Annotated in this window: 16 protein-coding genes and 1 riboswitch; of the genes, 7 read left to right on the top strand and 9 right to left on the bottom strand. The window is 66.0% G+C overall.

The window, feature by feature from the left end; all coding sequences use genetic code 11:
- Positions 1–66 precede the first annotated feature (66 nt).
- The gene (locus METUNV2_RS0106260; RefSeq protein ID WP_018228635.1) at positions 67–957 is read right to left on the bottom strand and encodes an NAD kinase; all 891 of its coding nucleotides are present in this window, start codon (positions 955–957) and stop codon (positions 67–69) included.
- 168 nt (positions 958–1125) lie between these two features.
- On the opposite strand from METUNV2_RS0106260, the gene hrcA reads away from it, so the two are divergent.
- Together hrcA and hemH are read left to right on the top strand one after the other, a co-directional pair.
- Entirely contained in the window at positions 1126–2145 is a 1020-nt protein-coding gene (gene hrcA / locus METUNV2_RS0106255; protein WP_018228634.1) for a heat-inducible transcriptional repressor HrcA, read from the top strand.
- Between the two features lie 72 nt (positions 2146–2217).
- Positions 2218–3315, top strand: a complete 1098-nt coding sequence (gene hemH / locus METUNV2_RS0106250) for a ferrochelatase (protein ID WP_018228633.1) — start codon at positions 2218–2220, stop codon at positions 3313–3315.
- Between the two features lie 60 nt (positions 3316–3375).
- Here hemH and METUNV2_RS0106245 read toward each other — a convergent pair whose 3' ends face one another.
- A complete protein-coding gene (locus METUNV2_RS0106245) occupies positions 3376–3909 on the bottom strand; it encodes an AP2 domain-containing protein (protein WP_018228632.1) in 534 nt (177 codons plus the stop codon).
- Positions 3910–4055: 146 nt separating this feature from the next.
- Complete coding sequence (locus tag METUNV2_RS0106240; protein ID WP_018228631.1) at positions 4056–5438, bottom strand: protein kinase domain-containing protein; 1383 nt, start codon at positions 5436–5438, stop codon at positions 4056–4058.
- Between the two features lie 174 nt (positions 5439–5612).
- Between METUNV2_RS0106240 and grpE the strand changes: the two genes are divergently transcribed.
- From grpE to dnaJ, 3 genes are all read left to right on the top strand, one after another.
- Positions 5613–6128 carry a nucleotide exchange factor GrpE gene (gene grpE / locus METUNV2_RS0106235; protein ID WP_018228630.1) on the top strand — a complete coding sequence of 172 codons (516 nt, stop codon included), beginning with the start codon at positions 5613–5615 and terminating at the stop codon, positions 6126–6128.
- Between the two features lie 123 nt (positions 6129–6251).
- Positions 6252–8180, top strand: a complete 1929-nt coding sequence (gene dnaK / locus METUNV2_RS0106230) for a molecular chaperone DnaK (RefSeq protein ID WP_018228629.1) — start codon at positions 6252–6254, stop codon at positions 8178–8180.
- Positions 8181–8283: 103 nt separating this feature from the next.
- On the top strand, positions 8284–9417 hold the full coding sequence (gene dnaJ, locus METUNV2_RS0106225; RefSeq protein ID WP_018228628.1) for a molecular chaperone DnaJ: 1134 nt from the start codon (positions 8284–8286) through the stop codon (positions 9415–9417).
- Positions 9418–9492: 75 nt separating this feature from the next.
- On the opposite strand, the gene METUNV2_RS0106220 is transcribed toward dnaJ, so the two are convergent.
- From METUNV2_RS0106220 to cysS, 6 genes are all read right to left on the bottom strand, one after another.
- Positions 9493–11544 carry a TonB-dependent receptor gene (locus METUNV2_RS0106220; protein WP_018228627.1) on the bottom strand — a complete coding sequence of 684 codons (2052 nt, stop codon included), beginning with the start codon at positions 11542–11544 and terminating at the stop codon, positions 9493–9495.
- Positions 11545–11601: 57 nt separating this feature from the next.
- Positions 11602–12390, bottom strand: coding sequence for a DUF4465 domain-containing protein (locus METUNV2_RS0106215; protein ID WP_018228626.1), 789 nt, complete (start codon positions 12388–12390; stop codon positions 11602–11604).
- Positions 12391–12416: 26 nt separating this feature from the next.
- A complete protein-coding gene (locus METUNV2_RS0106210) occupies positions 12417–13235 on the bottom strand; it encodes a hypothetical protein (protein ID WP_018228625.1) in 819 nt (272 codons plus the stop codon).
- 169 nt (positions 13236–13404) lie between these two features.
- Positions 13405–13627, bottom strand: a riboswitch (cobalamin riboswitch).
- 152 nt (positions 13628–13779) lie between these two features.
- On the bottom strand, positions 13780–15645 hold the full coding sequence (locus tag METUNV2_RS0106205) for a phosphoenolpyruvate carboxykinase (GTP) (protein ID WP_018228624.1): 1866 nt from the start codon (positions 15643–15645) through the stop codon (positions 13780–13782).
- 267 nt (positions 15646–15912) lie between these two features.
- Entirely contained in the window at positions 15913–16641 is a 729-nt protein-coding gene (locus METUNV2_RS0106200; RefSeq protein ID WP_018228623.1) for a Crp/Fnr family transcriptional regulator, read from the bottom strand.
- Positions 16642–16662: 21 nt separating this feature from the next.
- On the bottom strand, positions 16663–18042 hold the full coding sequence (cysS, locus tag METUNV2_RS0106195) for a cysteine--tRNA ligase (protein ID WP_018228622.1): 1380 nt from the start codon (positions 18040–18042) through the stop codon (positions 16663–16665).
- 151 nt (positions 18043–18193) lie between these two features.
- Here cysS and METUNV2_RS0106190 point away from each other — a divergent pair, with 151 nt between their 5' ends.
- On the top strand, positions 18194–19300 hold the full coding sequence (locus tag METUNV2_RS0106190; protein ID WP_018228621.1) for a nuclear transport factor 2 family protein: 1107 nt from the start codon (positions 18194–18196) through the stop codon (positions 19298–19300).
- The gene (locus tag METUNV2_RS0106185) at positions 19297–20526 is read left to right on the top strand and encodes a L,D-transpeptidase family protein (RefSeq protein WP_018228620.1); all 1230 of its coding nucleotides are present in this window, start codon (positions 19297–19299) and stop codon (positions 20524–20526) included. The genes METUNV2_RS0106190 and METUNV2_RS0106185 overlap by 4 nt, the downstream gene beginning before the upstream one ends.
- Positions 20527–20563: the final 37 nt, after the last annotated feature.

The following is a 20563-nucleotide window of genomic DNA, read 5'->3' as shown; positions in this document are numbered from 1 at the left end:
CGGACAGTACTGGACGCTACGGGACGATACAGGGACGGCGGCTCTTCGGCGCAATGCGGGCGCCGCTCAGACTTCCTTCGGCGCCTCGCTCCAGCGCAGCTTCTCGCGCAGCATGGCGAAATAGCTGTAGCCGGGCGGATGCAGCAGGGTGACCTGATGCGGCGAGCGCTCGATGCGCAGCACGTCGTCACCCTGAAGATTGACATGCTCCTGGCCGTCGAAGTGGGCACGCGCATCGTGGCGGGAAAACAGGCGTACGTTCAGCACCGCACTGTCGCCGAGCACGATGGGCCGCGACGACAGCGCGTGCGGACACAGCGGCACGATGAGCATGCCGCCGAGCGAAGGATGAACAATGGGGCCGTTGGCCGACAGCGAATAGGCGGTCGAACCGGTGGGCGTGGCAACGATGAGCCCGTCCGAGCGCTGGCTGTAGACGAATTCACCATCCACCCGCACTTCGAACTCGATCATGCGACCGAGGTCGCCCTTGGAAATGACGACGTCGTTGAGCGCGTAGGCGGAAAACGTGGTGCGGCCCTCACGCAGCACCTGCGCCTGCATCAGCACGCGCCGCTCGGCGCGGAATTCGCCGCGCAGCAGCGAATCCAGCGAATCCAGCATGCTGGAGCGGGCGACGTCGGTCAGAAAACCGAGCCGGCCCTGGTTGATGCCGACCAGCGGCACGTCGAAAGGCGCGAGCTTGCGGGCAGCGCTGATCAGCGAGCCGTCGCCGCCGACCACCACCGCCAGCTGTGCGCGACGGCCGAGGGTATCGAAATCGGCGGATTCGAACCGGTCATCCGGCATCACTTCGGCCGATGCCTGTTCGATCAGCACCTCGCGGCCGGCATCGCGCAGCCAGTGCGCCAGCGTGCGCAGCGACTCGGCCACTTCGGCGCTCTGGTACTTGCCGATCAGCGCAACGCAGCCGTAGGCCGGAGATTCGGTATTCATGCGCGGATTAAACCACAAAGGCCGGGCACGGCCGTGACGTCGCGCCGCCCTGCCCGGCCATCGGTGTCACTGTGTCAAGATGGCGGGCAGGATGCCTGACGCCGTGGCGCGCACTGCTCTAGAATCAGGTGCTGAACATGACTCGCCCCGCGACACGCTGCCCGCTCCATGCTTGAAGACCGTTCGAGACTGCTGCTGAAAACCCTGGTCGAGCGCTACATCGCCGACGGCCAGCCGGTCGGCTCCCGCACGCTGTCGAAATTCGCCGGGCTCGACCTGTCTCCGGCGAGCATACGCAACGTCATGTCCGACCTGGAGGAGCTGGGCTACATCGCCAGCCCGCACACCTCGGCTGGCCGGGTGCCGACTGCGCGCGGCTACCGCTTCTTCGTCGACACCCTGCTGTCGGTGCAACCGCTGGAGCCAGGCCAGATCAGCGAACTGAAAGGCGAACTGCGCCCGGCCGACCCGCGCCTGCTGGTCAATCAGGCCTCGCAGCTGCTGTCCCAGCTCACCCGTTTCGCCGGCATCGTGGTGGCGCCGCGCCGCCAGCTGCCGCGCATACGCCAGATCGAATTCCTGAGCCTGTCGGACAAGCGCATCCTGCTCATCATCGTGACCGAATCCGGTGAGGTGCAGAACCGCATCCTGCTGACCGAGAAGAATTTTTCGCCGTCCGAACTGGTCACCGCGGCCAACTTCCTGAACCAGCACTATGCCGGCCTCGATTTCGACGAAATCCGCAGCCGGCTGCAGGCGGAACTGAAACAGCTGCACGGCGATCTGACGACGCTGATGGCAGCTGCGCTGCAGGCCGGCAACGAGGCGTTCTCGGACGACAAGGGGCAGTACGTGATCAGCGGCGAGCGCAATCTGCTCGAAGTGGATGACCTTGCATCCAATATGTCGCGGCTGCGCGAACTGTTCTCGCTGTTCGACCAGCGCACCCAGCTGGCCAGCCTGCTCGACCTGTCGCAGCATGCGGAAGGCGTGCAGATCTTCATCGGCGGCGAATCCGGTCTGGCGCCGCTCGATGAATGCAGCGTGGTCACCGCGCCTTACGAGGTGCAGGGTCAGGTGGTCGGCACGGTGGGCGTGATCGGCCCCACCCGCATGGCTTACGAGCGGGTGATACCCATCGTGGACGTGACCGCCAAGCTGCTGTCGAGTGCGCTGAGTCAGAGCTGAGACAGATCTGAGCGAGACCTCAGTCAAACCCGAACGCCGTGCTCCCCGGGCCGGCCACAACACGAACACGACATGTCCCGTTTCATCGCTGAACCGTCCTACACCCATGGCCAGACCGCACGCACCGGCGTGCTGCTGGTCAATCTCGGCACGCCGGACCAGGCCGATGCCCCGTCGCTGCGCCGCTACCTGAAAGAGTTCCTGTCCGACGACCGCGTGGTCGAAGTGCCGAAACCGGTCTGGTGGGTCATCCTGAACGGCATCATCCTGAATGTGCGGCCAAAGAAGTCGGCCGAAAAATACGCCACGATCTGGACCGACGAAGGATCGCCGCTGCGCGTGCATACCGAGCGCCAGACCCGGCTGCTGCGCGGCTGGATGGTGGCCGAAGGTCAGCCGGACATCGAGGTGAGGCACGCGATGCGCTACGGCAAGCCGTCGATCGGCGACGTGCTGCAGCAGATGAAGGCCGAAGGTTTCACCCGCATCCTCGCCGTCCCGATGTACCCGCAGGGTGCGTCCAGCACCACCGGCTCGGTGGTGGACGAACTGGCGCGCGCGCTGCTGCGCTGGCGGAACCTGCCTGAACTGCGCTACGTGCGCGCCTTCGCCGGCGACCGCGGCTACATCGACGCGCTGGCCGCCAGCGTGCGCGAGCACTGGCAGAAGAACGGCCGCGCCGACAAGCTGGTCATGTCCTTCCACGGCGTGCCGCACTTCCATCTCACGAAGGGCGACCCCTACCACTGCGAATGCCACCGGACCGGCCGGCTGATCGCCGAAGCGCTCGGTCTCGGGAAAGACGACTATCTGGTCACCTTCCAGTCCCGCTTCGGCCGGGCGCGCTGGCTGGAACCCTACACCCAGCCGACGCTGGAAAAACTGGCCGACGGTGGCCTGAAGAGCGTGGATGTGATGTGCCCCGGCTTCGTCGCCGACTGTCTGGAAACGCTGGAGGAGATCGCGGTCGAGAATCGCGACGCCTTCATCGCGCACGGCGGTCAGCGCTTCGGTTACATCCCCTGCCTGAACGAAAGACCGGACTGGATCGCTGCGCTGGGCAGCGTGGTGCGGCGCGAACTGGGCCACTGGTGGGACGAAGCCGGCCAGCCGCAGCCTGAACGCACGCTGCAGGCACAGCGCGCCCGGGACATGGGCGCCGCGCGCTGAAGCGCGCAGGGCAAATAAAAAGGCGACCCGGAGGTCGCCTTTTTCATGGACGGACGGACATCAGGCCGCTGCGCGCGCCGGCAGCACGTTCTCGTCGTTCTTGGCCTTGCGCGGGCGTCCGCGCCGGGCCGCACCCGGATCGAACTGGCCATCCAGCTTCTTCAGCGCATCCTTGCGCGCCTTCAGCGCCATCTTGAATGCACCTTCCTCGCCGTACTTGTTCACCGAGAACTTCACCCGCTTGCGGCGACCCGACGGCAGCGGCCAGGACGCCACCCAGAACCAGCGCTGCTTGTCCTCGGGCATGTCACGGGTTTCCGATGCGCAGTAGCGGCAGACGCCGACCACGCCGGAACGGTTGTTCTTCTTGACGATGCTGGAATACTCCCGCAGCGAAAACGGCGGGAATTTCGAAATGATGTCGTCGCGGAACTGCTTGGCAGCGGCAAACGCCTTCTGCTTTCCGCCGAACACGCCGTCGCTGAAATGCTTGCGGTGAATCACCCCGCGTCGCTGGATGGTTACGAGCCAGCCGTGGGTGCGGCTGGCCTCGTTATCAACGCGGCTGATGCCATAAACTGAATTGCGGCTCAAGGTTGCTCTCCTTCGATCAGCACCGGGGTGAAGCCGTGTGCTTGCAGGGAGAGTTTCGGCCTGCGGGATGGAAACTTTAGAAGCGGTCCGAGGGCAGACGTCACGCTGCGCGCGACGGAAGACCCGCGTGAAGGGGCCTCTGCGGGTCAGCGACGGACCGGCGCGTCAGGCAGCAGTTCGAGGTCCAGACCCGAGCCGATGACCGAAAAACCGGATTCGGTCGGCATCATTACCTCTTCGCCCTGGGCTGCCAGCGCGGCATTGGCGCGTGCCAGACGCTGCACCACGGTGCTGATGAGCTGGCCGCGGAAGTGCTCCAAGCACTCTTCCGAGGCCAGCGCCAGCGCCGACGGACTGACTTCGAGGAAGGCCACCGGAGAAATCGCCACCACGGTGGCAGAACGACGGACGTGGGCAGGATCGAGGTAACCCATTTCGCCCACCGCCTCGCCCGGCCCCAGTTCGGCCAGCAGACGGCCACCGACCACCACCCGCACATGGCCGGACACGATGAGGCCGAAACGGTTGTCGCCGTCGCCCTCGCGCATCAGTACGGTCCCTTCGGCGTACTGGCGCCAGTTCGAGAAACGCAGCACCTCCCACACCTCGACATCGTCGAATTCGGTGAAGAAGGGCATCTTGCGCAGGATGGAAAAGCGCGTCGTATCCGGCGGCACGTACTTGTCGTCGAGGATTTTGAACCGCACCGACGACAGGTCCTTGGCGAACTCGGCACCGTTCTTGTAGCGCGAGTACAGATCCTTCTCCAGCGCCTTGCGGATCACCCGGTCCATCGCCTCCGGCACTTCCGGGTTCAGCTGCGACGCCGACGGCGGATCGGCATTGATGATCTTGTAGATGAGCTGGGCCGGATGCTTGGCGCGGAAGGGCAGCCGCCCGGTCAGCAGGTGGAACAGCACCACGCCGAGCGAGTACAGGTCGGTCTTCTGGTTCAGCGGATAGCCCTTCACCTGTTCCGGGCTCATGTAGGCCGGCGAGCCCACACCCATGATGAAGGTCGAATCCTTGTCGTTTTCCTTGGCCACATTCAGCGCCAGACCGAAATCGGTCACCTTCACCAGGTCATTGGCGCCGATCAGGATGTTGGCCGGCTTGATGTCGCGATGCACCACGCCGTGGCGGAAGGCGTAGTCGAGCGCCATCGCGCACTTGAACACGATGCTCACCGCGCGTGGCAGCGGCAGCATGGTGTTGAATTCGCAGTAATGGTCGAGTGGCTGGCCGTCGATGAATTCCATGACCAGATAGGCCCGGTTCTCTTCGACCTGCGCGTCGTAGATGCGGATGATGTTGGGGTGGTCCAGCCTGGCGGCGATCGCCGCCTCGGTCAGGAAAAGCTTGCGCATGCGCCGCGACCACTTGCCCTGATCGCGATTCTTGTCGCCGAAATCGACCAGCTTGACCGCGACCATTTCCTCGATGTCGTCGCTCTTGCACAGGTAAACGGTCGCGGTTGCACCTTTGCCGATTTCGCGGATGACCCGGTATTTGCCGATGCGCTCAAGCATGAGAAGGACAGGAAGGAAGCGTGGAACGCGTCATGAAGCGGGAATGATAGGGCATCGCCGGGAGCACGACAAAATAACCCGCGGCCGCGGTCTGCGAAACCACCCGAAAAGGGGCTTGAAAACCTTCCGGATGCCCCCATGTGCGGCGGGTCTCAGAATCAGAGGATCCCCGGAATGACCGAACAGACCCCGAACCCGACGCCGGAAAACCTCGCCGACACCGTGCCGGCCGCCGAAGCGCCGGACGCGCTGGCCGCCGCCGAACAGAAGATCGCCGAACTGCAGGACGCCCTGCTGCGCGCCAAGGCGGAAACCGAGAACATGCGCCGGCGTGCCGCCGAAGACGTGATCAAGGCCGGCAAGTTCGCCGCCGAAAAGTTCGCTTCCGCCATGGTGCCGGTCAAGGACAGTCTGGAAGCCGCGCTGGCGGACACTTCGAACGACGTCACCAAGACCCGTGAAGGCGTGGAACTGACACTCAAGCAGCTGGTGCAGGCCTTCGGCGGCGCCAGCGTCGAGGAAGTGAATCCGCTGGGCGAGAAATTCGACCCGCACAAGCATCAGGCGATCAGCCAGATCGAGGCGCCGGGCGAACCGAACCACGTGGTGCAGGTGCTGCAGAAGGGCTATCTGCTGCACGACCGCGTGCTGCGCCCTGCCCTGGTCATCGTGTCCAGGGCTGCTGCCTGAACGCTCCGCTGGCCGTGAGGCAGCAAGGGCGACAAAAAGCCCCTTGAAATGAAGGGGCATGCGCCCCACCTCCGGCACAGACGAATCTTTCCTCCACCCGCATATATATAGAGGACCCCGAACATGGGAAAAATCATCGGTATCGACCTGGGCACCACCAATAGCTGCGTGTCCGTGATGGAAGGCGGCAAGCCCAAGGTGATCGAGAACTCGGAAGGTGCGCGCACCACGCCGTCCATCGTCGCCTATGCCGAAGACGGCGAAATTCTGGTCGGCGCCTCGGCCAAGCGCCAGGCGGTCACCAACGCCGCGAACACGCTGTTCGCGGTCAAGCGCCTGATCGGCCGCCGCTTCGAAGAGAAGGAAGTGCAGAAGGACATCTCGCTGATGCCCTACAAGATCGCCAAGGCCGACAACGGCGACGCCTGGGTCGAAGTGCGCGGCAAGAAGATCGCGCCGCCGCAGGTGTCGGCCGAAGTGCTGCGCAAGATGAAGAAGACCGCCGAAGACTACCTCGGCGAAGAAGTGACCGAAGCCGTCATCACGGTGCCGGCCTACTTCAACGACAGCCAGCGCCAGGCGACCAAGGACGCCGGCCGCATCGCCGGTCTGGACGTGAAGCGCATCATCAACGAGCCGACCGCGGCTGCGCTCGCCTTCGGCATGGACAAGAAGCCGGGCGACTCCAAGATCGCGGTGTATGACCTGGGCGGTGGCACCTTCGACGTGTCCATCATCGAAATCGCCGACGTCGATGGCGAGCACCAGTTCGAAGTGCTGGCCACCAATGGCGACACCTTCCTCGGCGGCGAAGACTTCGACCAGCGCATCATCGATTACGTGATCGAGGAGTTCAAGAAGGACCAGGGCGTCGACCTGAAGAAGGACATCCTCGCGCTGCAGCGCCTGAAGGAAGCGGCGGAAAAGGCCAAGATCGAGCTGTCGTCGAGCGCACAGACCGAAATCAACCTGCCCTACATCACTGCCGACGCGTCCGGCCCGAAGCACCTGGCGATCAAGATCACCCGCGCCAAGTTCGAATCGCTGGTGGAAGAGCTGATCGAGCGTTCGATCGAGCCCTGCCGCATCGCGCTGAAGGATTCGGGCGTGAAGATCGGCGACATCGACGACGTCATCCTGGTCGGCGGCATGACCCGCATGCCCAAGGTGCAGGAAAAGGTGCGCGAATTCTTCGGCAAGGAGCCGCGCAAGGACGTGAACCCGGATGAGGCGGTCGCCGTCGGCGCGTCCATCCAGGGCGGCGTGCTGCAGGGCGACGTCAAGGACGTGCTGCTGCTCGACGTGACCCCGCTGTCGCTGGGCATCGAGACGCTGGGCGGCGTCATGACCAAGATGATCCAGAAGAACACCACGGTGCCGACCAAGTTCTCGCAGACCTTCTCGACCGCCGACGACAACCAGCCGGCGGTGACCATCAAGGTCTATCAGGGCGAGCGCGAAATGGCGTCGGGCAACAAGTCGCTGGGTGAATTCAACCTCGAAGGCATCGCCCCGGCGCCGCGCGGCATGCCCCAGATCGAGGTCACCTTCGACATCGACGCCAACGGCATCCTGCACGTGTCAGCCAAGGACAAGGGCACCGGCAAGGAAAACAAGATCACCATCAAGGCGAACTCGGGTCTGTCGGAAGAAGAGATCCAGCGCATGGTGAAGGACGCCGAACTGCACGCCGAAGAGGACAAGCGCGCGCATGAGCTGGCAGACGCCCGCAACCAGGCCGACGCGCTGGTGCATTCGACCCGCAAGGCGCTGACCGAGCACGGTGACAAGGTCGACGGCAGCGAGAAGGAAGCGATCGAAGCCGCGATCAAGGAACTGGAAGACGCCATTCGCAGCGGCGAGAAGGACGCCATCGACGCCAAGAGCGCCGCACTGGCCACCGCCGCGCAGAAGCTGGGTGAGGCGATGTATGCGCAGCAGCAGGCCGAAGCCGGCGCAGCCGGTGCGGCAGGCGCGGCACCCGGCGGCAAGAAGGACGACGACGGCGACGTGGTCGACGCCGAATTCACCGAGGTGAAGGACAGGAAGTAAGCTGCGCGTCGGGCCTGCAGGCCCGCACTCAACAAGCGGGGCACAGCGCGGCGGGAGCCTCTCCTGACGCACTGTGCCTTTGCCGCATCTGTGGTGAACACGAATGGCGAAGAAAGACTTTTACGACATCCTCGGCGTCAACCGCGACGCCTCCGATGACGAAATCAAGAAGGCTTACCGCAAGCTGGCGATGAAGTACCACCCGGACCGCAATCCGGACAGCAAGGAAGCCGAGGACAAGTTCAAGGAAGCGAAGGAAGCCTACGAAATCCTGTCTGACGGCCAGAAGCGCGCGGCCTACGACCAGTACGGCCACGCCGGCGTCGACCCGAACATGGGTGGCGGCGCGGGCGGCGGCCAGGGATTCGGCGGATTCGGCGACGCCTTCGGCGACATTTTCGGAGAAATCTTCGGCAACCAGGGCGGCCGCGGCGGCGGTCGCAGCGGTGTCTACCGCGGTGCCGACCTGCGCTACAACCTCGAAGTGTCGCTGGAAGAAGCGGCGCGCGGCACCGACACCCGCATCCGCATCCCCACCATGGACGACTGCGGCAGCTGCGGCGGCACCGGCGCCAAGGCGGGCACCAAGCCGGTCACCTGCACCACCTGCAACGGCGTGGGTCAGGTACGCATGCAGCAGGGCTTCTTCTCGATCCAGCAGACCTGCCCGAAGTGCCACGGCACCGGCAAGATGGTGAAGGACCCGTGCAACGACTGCCATGGCGCCGGGCGCGTCAAGGGCAGCAAGACGCTGCAGGTGAAGATTCCGGCCGGCATCGACGAGGGCGACCGCATCCGTCTGGCCGGTGAAGGCGAGCGCGGCCAGGGCGGCGGCCCGGCCGGCGACCTGTACGTGCAGATCCACATCAAGCCGCACGCGGTGTTCCAGCGCGAGGGCGACGATCTGCACTGCGAAATGCCCATCGGCTTCGCCACCGCGGCGCTGGGCGGCGAAATCGAGATTCCGACGCTGGATGGCGCGGCCAAGATCAAGATTCCGGCCGAAACCCAGTCCGGCAAGGTGTTCCGCCTGCGCGGCAAGGGCATCAAGGGCGTGCGCAGCAGCTACCCGGGCGACCTGATGTGCCATGTGGTGGTCGAAACGCCGGTGAACCTGACTTCGCGCCAGCGTGAGCTGCTGAAGGAATTCGACGACATCAACCGCAGCGACGAAGCCAATCACAGCCCGCGCGCGAAGTCGTGGATGGACAAGATGAAGGATTTCTTCGCCGGCTGACCGGCGCGCGATCCGCATCCGGAAGGACGAAAGGGGCCGCATCAGCGGCCCCTTTTCATTGCACAACCGCCCTGCTCACTCAAGCTGCCAGCTCACGCCCATCCACGCGGTGCGCTCGGGCATCGGGTAGTAGGTGTTGCTGTAGGCGATGGTGGAATACACCTTGTCGAACAGGTTGCTGACCCCCGCCGACCAGGTGGCGGCGCCGCTGCGCACGCTGAGCGCCAGGTCAAACACGGTGTACGACGGCAGCGGCGCGAAGCTGCGGTTGTCGAGGTCGTTGCCGTCGAAGCGGCGGCCGGCATGGCGGGCGCTGAAGGTGATGCGCCGCGCCTCCGCCGGCGTCCACTCGATGCGCAGATTGGCGGTGCGACGCGGCACCAGCGGTACATCGGCGTCGCTGCCTTCGAAACGCGGCTGCACGTAGCCGGCGTTGGCGGCGAACAGCAGCGAAGGCCGGAGCCGCCAGCGCAGATCGATTTCGACGCCGGTGCGCACGGTCGGCAGCGCGTAGTTGCGGTTTACGCTGAGGCCACTGGCGCTGTCGAAGTAGATTTCGTCCTCAATGTGCATGCGATAGACCGTAGCGCCGAATTCGACCGTGTCGCTCCGCGCCCGCAGGCCGGCTTCGCGCGTGCGGCCGCGCTGCGGACGCAGGTCGGGCGCGGCAAGCGCGAGTTCGTCGATGTTGGGACTGCGGAAGTGACGGCTGTCCGCGGCAAACACGGTCAGCACGGACGAAACCTGCCAGCTCGCCCCCAGTTCGCTCGCCCGGTTGCGCCAGTCCGACGCGGTGGCGTCGGTCGCACGGAAGGCATTCACGCAGCTGCCCGGCACTTCCACCGGAAACGGAATGAAGATGTACTGGCATTCGCGCGTGTAGCGGCTGCCCGTAATGCGGCTGTCGGCGCGGTCGCGACGCAGGCCGGCGTTGATGCTGACGCCCTGCCCCAGCCTGAACACGCCCTCGCCCCACCAGGCGTGGCCATTCAGTTCACCGCTGCGCCGGGTCGAATTGCCGACCACGGAATCGCCGTTCTCGCGACGCAGGTAGTCGGACGACTGGCTGACGTAGCCGAATGCCAGATCGTGCCGCCGGCCGAAGGCGTCGACGCTCAGTTCGTGCGTCATGCGCAGGTCGCGCCGGGTGGAATCGATCACGTTGCGCTGGTCCGCCAGCGCAACGCCAGTCTGCACGCCGATGAAGTACGGGTTCTCGCGGTCGCGATGATCGAGCTGCAGGGTGAGCAGGCCGGCGTCGCCGAAGTCGGCACGCAGCCGGGCGCCCAGCGTGCGGTCGTCGGTGCTGCCGCCGTCCTGCGGCGACGCGCTGCTTGCCCGCCGCCGGGCGCTGCCGGCGCGAAAGGCTTCAGCGCTGACCGGCCCCGGCAGTCCATATTCGTCGATGTGGCGCGCGGCACGCAGGCTGAGGTCGATGAAGGACCACGGCCCGTCCGGCAGCAGGCTCAGTTCGAGCGCGCTGTCGCGCGCGGCGTAGCGGTCGTTGTCGCGATAGCCGTCGCTGTCCAGCCGGCTCAGCGTGACACTGGCGGCCAGCGGCCCGGCGCCGCCGCTGGCGCGCAGCCGCGCCTCGCGTGTGCCCCAGGCGCCGCTGCGCAGATCGAGCTGACCGGTGAGCGGCCCGGGCCGCGGGCGCCGTGTCTGGATATGCACGATGCCGCCGACCGCGCCGTCGCCGTAGCGTACGGCACCTGCGCCACGCAGCACCTCGATGCGTTCGACCTGCGACAGCGCGACCGACGACAGATCGGCGCCCGACAGGTCGTCGGCATTGAGCCGCACGCCATCGACCAGCACCAGTACGTTGCTGACCGCGGTCGCGCCCAGGCCGCGCATGTCGACCGTGGCGCCCTTGTCGCGGCCGAAATAGCTCTGCAGGTTGAGTCCGGCCTCGCGGCTGAGCAGATCGCCCACGCCCTGTGCACCGGCGCGTTCGATGTCACCGGCGGTGATGACCGACACGCCATGCGGCACGGTGCGCAAGGTGTCGTCGGCCGACGGCGCACTGATCACCACTTCGTCCAGCCGCAGCGCGTCGTCTGCCCGCGCGTGCGGCGCGAGCAGGCACAGCAGGCCGGCAAGCGCCGGCCTGAACGGGATGTTCATGAAAGTCGCCTCCGCACCGGCGCCACCACGCGGGGCGGCGCCGTGCCTGTATCTGCGTCAGGCCATGCGACGGCGGGCGACCGCGCTCACCAGCGCCAGACCGGCCAGCAGCAGTGCGGCCTGCTCCGGTTCCGGCACTGCGGCCACCGCCAGGCTGTCCATCGCGAAATAGGCCGGCGTATTCATGCCGAAGGCGCCGCTGTCGCTCGATGACAGCGCGAACTGCAGGCCGCTCACGGTGCCCAGTCCGCTCAGATCCAGCCAGCGCCAGTCGGTCACGATGTAGTCGTCGGCGCCGTTGGCGTAGCGATAGTCCGCCAGCATGAAATCGACGCTGCCGGTGTGCCCGCCGACGCTGTCGAGACCGGTCACGGTGAGCATGAACCAGTCGGCATCACGGCCGTCCTCGCCGCCGAAGCGCTTGGCGAAACCGTCACCATTGAGCATGGACAGCGCGGCATAGGTGCTGTTGGTGAAGAAGGCGCCCAGCACGGTGACCGGTGCGGCGAAGGTCGCCACCGGCGCACCGGCATTGGCCACCGCGTAATTCGCCGAGCCCTGGGCGCCGCCGCCGGCGATGGCGCTGTGCTGGTTCAGGTAGCCCTCGGTGGTGGTGTCGGTGCGGTTGGAATACACCCAGTCGGTATGGCAGCAGTCGCCGCCCCAGTCGTTGAAGCTGTGGTTGAAAGTGGCGGCACCGCTGGTGAAGGTCGTGGACACCTTCGGGAAAAAATGGCTTTCCGGACTCAGTGCCAGGTCGTCGAAGGTCGATACCTCGACCGCGGCAGCGGTCGACTGGCTGAGGGCGAACGCGCCGAGGGCGCAGGCAAGCATGCGGATGTTCATGTGCGGGATTCCCTGTGCGGCGCCCTTCAGGCGCGGTAACGGCGGACGACGACAGACAGCAGGCCCAGCGCGGCGGCGTACATCGCCCACTGCGACGGTTCGGGCACCGGCGGTGTCTGGGCGGCGAAGGCGGCGTAGTGGATGACGCCCACCGCGTCGAGGTCGAAGCCGCTGCTGCCCGAGGTCGGGTACGGGTCGTAGATCGGGTGCGGGCCGCCGTAGGCGGCTGGGTAGCTGTCGAAGGTCGAGCCGTTGCCGATCACGTCGATCAGGCGCACGTACTGCACCCTGTTCACGTCCAGCCCGGCGATGCCGCTCAGCTGGTCCAGATCGAAGGGCGTGCCGTAGCCCTGGCGATACTTGCCGGCCAGGCCGTCGATATTGGTCGGATCGATGCTGCCGAAACCGGACACCGGGCTGGCGGTGAAGGAGTAGTTCGGGAAGCGGAAGAAGTCGCTGCCGTTGGACGACACCTCGACGAAAGCCAGTTCGAGGAAGGTGTTGCTGAAGCTGTTCTCGAACACCGCGAAATCGGCGCCGGCGCCGTTGGTGATGTAGCCATCGAAAGTGAGCGTAATGCGGCCGCCGTCGCCCAGCACCACTACATCGGTGGATGTGCCTTCGGCCTTGCCCAGGCCCTTGGCCGGGTTCTTCCAGGCGGCGTCGACGTTGGGGCCCGGCTGGTAGTCGCGGTAGCCGGTGGCCCACTGGACGAAAGCGGCATTGTCCTTGTGCAGGGCGGTGGAGCCGGCGCTGCCGGCCGCCGGCGCGAACGGGCCGGCGTGTGCGGAAGGGGCCAGCGCGAGGCCGGCCAGAGCGATCAGGGGGGTCAGTGAGGTACGCATGCAGATCTCCGTGCATTGCCGGCATCACCCGCCGGCGAAAAGCAGAAAATCCGATGGCACGCGGCAGGCCGCGCGAGAAACGCACAGGAACGTAACATGACGGCCGCGTGGCGGCCGAACGAACGCATGCGCCCCAGGCCGCCCACCGCAGCCATCGGTCCGAAGGTCAAAAGACCTTGCGCGCCAGGCCGGTCTCCGGGCTTGCGAGGGGGTGTGTGCGATCCGCCTTCCCGTGCGTGGGGCACAGTGGCTGAATGGAGCGCTACGACTCGCTTACCGTTGCGGGGGCAGCGCCGGAATTGCATCACCGTGAGGCGGTCATGCGCACCGGACTTCCCGTTTCACCCCTTGCGACGACAGCCGCGCGGGGCACCTGAGGCGTGCGCAGGGTATGCGATCGGGAAGCGCCGGGTCAAGCCCGCTTGCGCAGGCGGGCGCGGAGCGCTCGTGTCGCGGAAAAGAAAAAAGCCCGCCGAAGCGGGCTTTGAAGCGGTCTGTGTGGCGTGTGCAGCAGGTCGCGGCACCCCCGCGACCTGCGTCGCCATCAGGCGGCCAGCTGGCGGGCGATCTCTGCCTTCACTGCCGACAGCGCTTCCGGCAGACGGTGCTGCAGACGCTCGAACAGCTCGTCGTGCAGCGCGATTTCCTGCTGCCAGGCGGCCACGTCGATCGAGGTGATGCGATCGAACAGTTCGCGGCTGAACTCGGTGCCGGCCCAGCTCAGATCGTCATAGCGCGGGCTGGTGCCGAACAGGTGCTCCGCACCTTCGGCGCCGCCGGCCACGCGGTCCAGCATCCACTTCAGCACGCGCATGTTCTCGCCGAAGCCCGGCCACACGAACTTGCCGTTCTCGTCGGTGCGGAACCAGTTCACGCAGAAGATGCGCGGCACTGCACTGCCCTGGGCCGACAGGTTCTGGCCCACGCGCAGCCAGTGCGCGAAGTAGTCGCTCATGTTGTAGCCGCAGAACGGCAGCATGGCGAACGGGTCGCGGCGCACCACACCCTGCTGGCCGGCGGCCGCAGCGGTGGTTTCCGAACCCATGGTGGCGGCCATGTAGACGCCTTCCACCCAGTTGCGCGCTTCGGTCACCAGCGGCACCGTGGTCGAACGACGGCCACCGAAGATGAAGGCCGAAATCGGCACACCGGCCGGATCGTCCCAGGCCGGGTCGATCACCGGATTCTGGGTGGCGGCCACGGTGAAGCGGGCGTTCGGGTGAGCGGCCTTGGCGCCGGTCTGCTTGGCGATTTCAGGCGTCCAGTCCTTGCCCTGCCAGTCGGTCAGGTGAGCCGGCGGCGTCTTGCTCATGCCTTCCCACCACACATCGCCGTCGTCGGTCAGCGCGACGTTGGTGAAAATGGTGTTGTCCGCGAGCGAGGCCATGCAGTTGGCGTTGGTGCTGTCGTTGGTGCCCGGGGCGACGCCGAAGTAGCCGGCTTCCGGGTTGATCGCGTACAGGCGGCCATCCTTGCCCGGCTTGATCCAGGCGATGTCGTCACCGATGGTGGTCACCTTCCAGCCCTCGAAACCCTTGGGCGGAATGAGCATCGCGAAATTGGTCTTGCCGCAGGCCGACGGGAAAGCGGCGGCAACGTAGTGCTTCTGGCCCTGCGGGTTCTCGACGCCGAGGATGAGCATGTGTTCGGCCAGCCAGCCTTCGTCGCGACCCATGGTCGAGGCGATGCGCAGCGCGAAGCACTTCTTGCCGAGCAGCGCGTTGCCGCCGTAGCCGGAGCCGAAACTCCAGATTTCGCGGGTTTCCGGGTAATGGACGATGTACTTGGTGGCGTTGCACGGCCACGGCACGTCCTGCTCGCCGGCAGCCAGCGGCTTGCCGACCGTGTGCACGCAGGGCACGTACTCGCCGTCTTCGCCCAGCACGTCGTACACCGCTTTGCCCATGCGGGTCATGATGCGCATGTTCACCGCGACGTACGGCGAATCGGACAGTTCGATGCCGATCTGCGAAATGTGCGAACCCAGCGGACCCATCGAGAACGGCACGACGTACATCGTGCGGCCGCGCATGCAGCCGTCGAACAGGCCGTTCAGCGTCTGGCGCATTTCGGCCGGCGCCATCCAGTTGTTGGTCGGGCCGGCGTCTTCCTGGCGTTCGGAACAGATGTAAGTGCGGTCTTCGACGCGCGCCACGTCGGACGGGTCGGACCAGGCGAGATAGGAATTCGGGCGCTTCTCGGGGTTCAGGCGGCGCATGGTGCCGGCGGCGACCATGTCGGCACACAGGCGGTCGTACTCCTCCTGCGAACCATCACACCAGTGGATCGCGTCCGGCTTGGTCAGCGCGGCGATCTCGGCAACCCATTTCACCAGACCGCGGCTTTTGACCCAGGTCGGAACGGGGATTTCTCCGGAGTTCAGCTGCTCCGGCGACAGGACGACTTTCATTGCGACGCTCTCCAATATCCACCGGACTCGGACAACGGTGGTAACCGTTGCCGTCCCGGTTCGACGGTTGAAACAGACTCGGCATCCACCGGGTAGGTGTATGCGTCGGACCCTGCTGACCGCCGACAGCGTCTGCGGTCATCCTTGCGGAAGTGGCACTTTAACCATAACCGTGTCTTATGTCTGCTATAAGAGTCACGAATGATGCGATTTGGGTGGACGCGACCGGCCCTGCCCGCAAAAGGCATTGCATTCCGCAACAAACAATCAGTTTTCCTGATCTTGCGCCGCAAGAAGTGCGGCCAGGCCTGAAGAGTCAATCCGCCAGTGGTAGCGGCTTTCCGCGTCGGCCAGGAGCTTGCTGCGACGCAATACCCCCAGCGCGCGGCTGGCCGATTCCGGGGCGACGCCGAGGATGGCGCCGAAGTCTTCGAGGCTGAGCCGGATCACGCGGTCCGGGGCCTCGGCGGTGCGCAGGCGCAGCAACAGCCGCGCCACCCGGGTCTTCACGTCGGCGTGACCTGCCGCCAGTTCGGCCAGCCAGGCATCGGCTTCGGCCAGCGCGGCGTACCAGTGTTCGAGCAGCGGTTTCTGCAGGCGGGGGGTTTCGCGGTTCAGCCGCTCGATCAGCGTGCGCGGAATGCGGCACAGCTTGACCGGGGCCAGCGTGATCGCGGTGTGGTCATAGCCGGGCCTGACCAGCGCTTCCAGCCCGCACACATCGCCCGGCCGCAGGATGCGCAGGATGCGCTGGTTGCCGTCGGTGCTGTAGCGCACCAGCTTGACCGCACCGGCACGCAGCGTGAACAGCCAGTCGCCGTGCGCACCCGCGTGGTAGATCACCGACCCGGAGGGGTAGTCCAGGTCGTCGATCTGGTCATGCAGCAGCGCAAAATCGGCCTCGACCAGATCAGCGAACAGCACCGAACGACGGATGCTGCACCCTTCGCAATCGCTGTGGCCGTTCCACGCTGCCTTGATCGTGATCGCACGCATGTCTTGCGGCCAAACCCCATGTCACTCCCGTCGCCAGGTCGTTCCGGCGGCGGAATCTTCCAGAATGATGCCCTGCTGTTTCAGCTCGTCGCGCACCCGGTCGGCAGTCGCGAAGTCGCGTGCCTTCTTGGCGGCAACGCGCTGCGCGATCAGTGCCTCGATCTGCGCGTCGTTCAGACCGCCGGCCTGTGCACGGCCTTTGAGGAAGTCTTCGGGAGAACGTTCCAGCAGACCGAGCACGCCGGCCAGTGCGCGCAGTTCGCCGGCCACCGCCGCGTCATTGCCGCGGTTGGCTTCGTTCGACAGTTCGAACAGCACCGCCAGCGCCTCAGCGGTATTGAAGTCATCGTCCATCGCGGCGCGGAAACGGCTGCCGGCCGGCGTGCTCCAGTCCGGCTGACAGGTGGCCGGCGGCACGTTCTTCAGCGTCGTGTAGAGCCGGGTCAGCGCGCCGCGCGCGTCGTCCAGATGGGCGTCGGAGTAGTTCAGCGGGCTGCGGTAGTGGGCGCGCAGAATGAAGAAGCGCACCACCTCGGCGTCGTAGGTCTGCAGCACTTCGCGGATGGTGAAGAAGTTGCCGAGCGACTTCGACATCTTCTCGTCGTCTACGCGGACGAAGCCGTTGTGCATCCAGTAATTGACGAAGGTGTGGCCGTGCGCGCCCTCGCTCTGGGCGATCTCGTTCTCGTGGTGCGGGAACTGCAGGTCGGCGCCGCCGCCGTGAATGTCGAACTGGTCGCCCAACAGTTGCGAACTCATGGCCGAGCATTCGATATGCCAGCCCGGGCGGCCGTCACCCCAGGGCGACGCCCACTTCGCCTCGGCCGGCTCGGCCGGCTTGGCGTGCTTCCACAGCACGAAATCGAGCGGATCCTGCTTGTCGTCGATCACGTCCACCCGCTCGCCGGCACGCAGATCGTCCAGCGACTTGCCGGACAGCTTTCCGTAGCCGTCGAACTTGCGCACGCTGTAGTTCACGTCGCCGCTGGCGGCGCGGTAGGCCAGGCCCTTCGCTTCGAGCCGCTGGATCAGCGTCTGCATCTGCGGCACGAATTCGGTGGCGCGCGGTTCGTGATCCGGCCGCAGCACGCCCAGCGCGTCGGCGTCCTGATGCATGGCGGCGATGAAGCGGTCGGTCAGCGCGCGCATCGTTTCGCCGTTCTCGGCGGCACGCCTGATGATCTTGTCGTCGATGTCGGTGATGTTGCGGACATAGGTCACCGCGTAGTCGGACGCGCGCAGCCAGCGGGTGACCATGTCGAACACCACCATCACACGCGCATGACCCAGATGACAGAAGTCGTACACCGTCATGCCACATACGTACATGCGCACCCGGCCGGGTTCGATCGGCACGAAATCCTGTTTTTCGCGGGCGAGGGTGTTGTAGATCTTGAGCATGGCAGGGGACGGTTTCGGAGCGACGGCTGGAGGACGGCCCGGCTGGGAGCGGGCGGCGAACCGAATCAGGTGCGACGGCAGGACGCCGGGGCACCTTCTTGATAAGATCCGGGGTTGTCAAACGACGTATTCACGCCAAAAAGTCTAACACATGGCCCTCTCGCCCCGCTCCGCCCCGCGCTTCGCCACCCGCCTGCTCGCCGGCCTGTTCGTGCTCGGCGCGTCGCTCGCGCCCGCCTTTGCCAACAGCGTGCAGGAAGCCGAACAGCTGCTGCGCCAGAAACAGCCGCAGCAGGCGCTGGAAAAGATCGATGCCTTCCTTGCGCAGAAACCACGCGATCCGCAGGGCCGGTTCTTCAAGGGCCTGATCCTGACCGAGCTGGGCAAGATCCCTGAGGCAACCTCGGTATTCCAGAAGCTGACCGAGGACTACCCGGAACTGCCGGAGCCTTACAACAACCTGGCCGTGCTGTACGCACAGCAGAAGCAGTACGACAAGGCCAAGACCGCACTTGAAATGGCGATACGCACCCACCCGAGCTACGCGGTGGCGCACGAGAACCTGGGCGACATCTACGCCCGCATGGCCACCCAGGCCTATGACCGGGCGCTGCAGCTCGATTCGTCCAACGCCGGTGCGCAGAGCAAGCTCAATCTGATCCGCGAAATGGTGAGCAACGGCGCCCGCGGCCAGACCCGCCCGTCGGCGCTGGCCCAGGTAGCGCCCTCGCCGCTGCCACCGGTCGCTGCCGCTCCGGCGCCGTCGGCCAAACCGGCCACCCCCGCACCGCAGGCGGCGGCTCCGGCCGCAGCCCCGGCCAAGCCGGCACCGACCACGGCCCAGCCGACCGCACCGCAGGCTGCACCGTCGCTGCCGGTCAAGGCCGCGGTTCAGGTGCCGCCGTCGGACGCACTGCCGGAAGCCGAACTGTCGCGTGCGGTCGAAGACTGGGCTGCCGCATGGTCGCGCAAGGACGTGAAGGGCTATCTCGGCCATTACGCTGCCGATTTCAAGGTGCCGGACGGCAAGTCGCGCAGCGCCTGGGAAAGCGACCGTCGGGTGCGCATCGAGAAGCCGGGCACGATCGAGGTGAAGGTGGAGAACGTCAAGGTCAGGCCGGCGGGTGCCGATCGCGCCGACGTGAGCTTCCGCCAGCACTACCGTTCGGTCGGACTGAAGACCAGTGCCACCAAGACGCTGACGCTGGTGAAACGCGATGGCCGCTGGCTCATCCAGCAGGAGCGGGTCGGCGGATGAGCGCGTGGCAGCATCCGGGCAGCCGCGCGCTCGCGCGCGTGCTGCGCAACGCGCTCTTCCTGTCTTCGCTGTGCGTGCCACTGGCCATCGGCTCGGGTCAGTCCGGCGACGCTGTCCGTTACTCGGACAGCGGGCCGGAGCCCATGCTGGAGCAGGTATTCCGGCAGATCGAGCACAAGCGGCTGGACCTTGCGCTGGAGCAGGTCGACGCCCTGCTCCGCACCTGGCCCAATTTCCGGCTCGGTCACCTGATACGCGGTGACCTGCTGCTGGCACGCGCCAGCGCGCTGACCACCATAGGCAATGCGCCGAACGCGCCGGCCGAAAGACTGGCCGACCTGCGCGATGAGGCGGTGGTGCGCATCCGCGCCTACCGCGACAAGCCGCCGGTCGACAGCGTGCCGCGCTATCTGCTGCAGATGCCGGCCGACCAGCGGCACGCGGTGGTGGTGGACACCCGGCGCTCGCGCCTCTATCTGTACGAGAACGTGAATGGCCGGCCACGCTTCGTCGCCGACTGGTATGTGTCGCACGGCCGCCTCGGCACCGACAAGATGCGTGAGGGCGACAAGAAGACGCCGCTCGGCGTATATCAGGTGACCGGCTTCCTGCCGCCGGAAAGGCTGACCGATTTCTACGGCGCCGGCGCGCTGCCGATCAATTATCCCAACGCCTGGGACCGCAAGCTGGGCAAGAACGGCCACGGCATCTGGCTGCACGGCACGCCGTCCGACACCTTCTCGCGCCCGCCGCGTGCCTCCGACGGTTGCGTGGTGCTGGCCAATCCGGATTTCCAGGCACTGAACCGCTACCTGCAGGGCGCACCGGTGCCGGTGGTCATCAGCGACCAGGTCGAATGGCTGTCGCAGGACGACTGGCAGGCCGAGCGCAGCGAATTCAACCGGGCAATGGAGCAGTGGCGACTGGACTGGGAAAGCCGCAATCCGGATCGTCTGCTGGCCCACTATTCACCGAAATTCAGCGCCGACGGCAAGGACTTTGCCGCCTTCGCCCGCAGCAAGCGCGACGCGCTCACCACCAAGCAATGGATCAAGGTCGGCGTGCGCAACCTGAGCACCTTCCGTAACCCGGGCCGCGAACAGCTGGTGGTGGTCACCTTCGAACAGGACTACCGCAGCGACTCGCTGTCCAACGTGATGCGCAAGCAGCAGTACTGGCAGAAGGAAAACGGCCGCTGGCGCATCGTGTTCGAAGGTTCGGTCTGAACCGGCGGCGTCCGGATCTGTCTGTGTCGCCGCCACC

This window comes from Methyloversatilis universalis EHg5 (assembly GCF_000378945.1).
Lineage (GTDB): Bacteria > Pseudomonadota > Gammaproteobacteria > Burkholderiales > Rhodocyclaceae > Methyloversatilis > Methyloversatilis universalis_A.
This window is presented reverse-complemented; position numbering and strand designations above follow the sequence as displayed.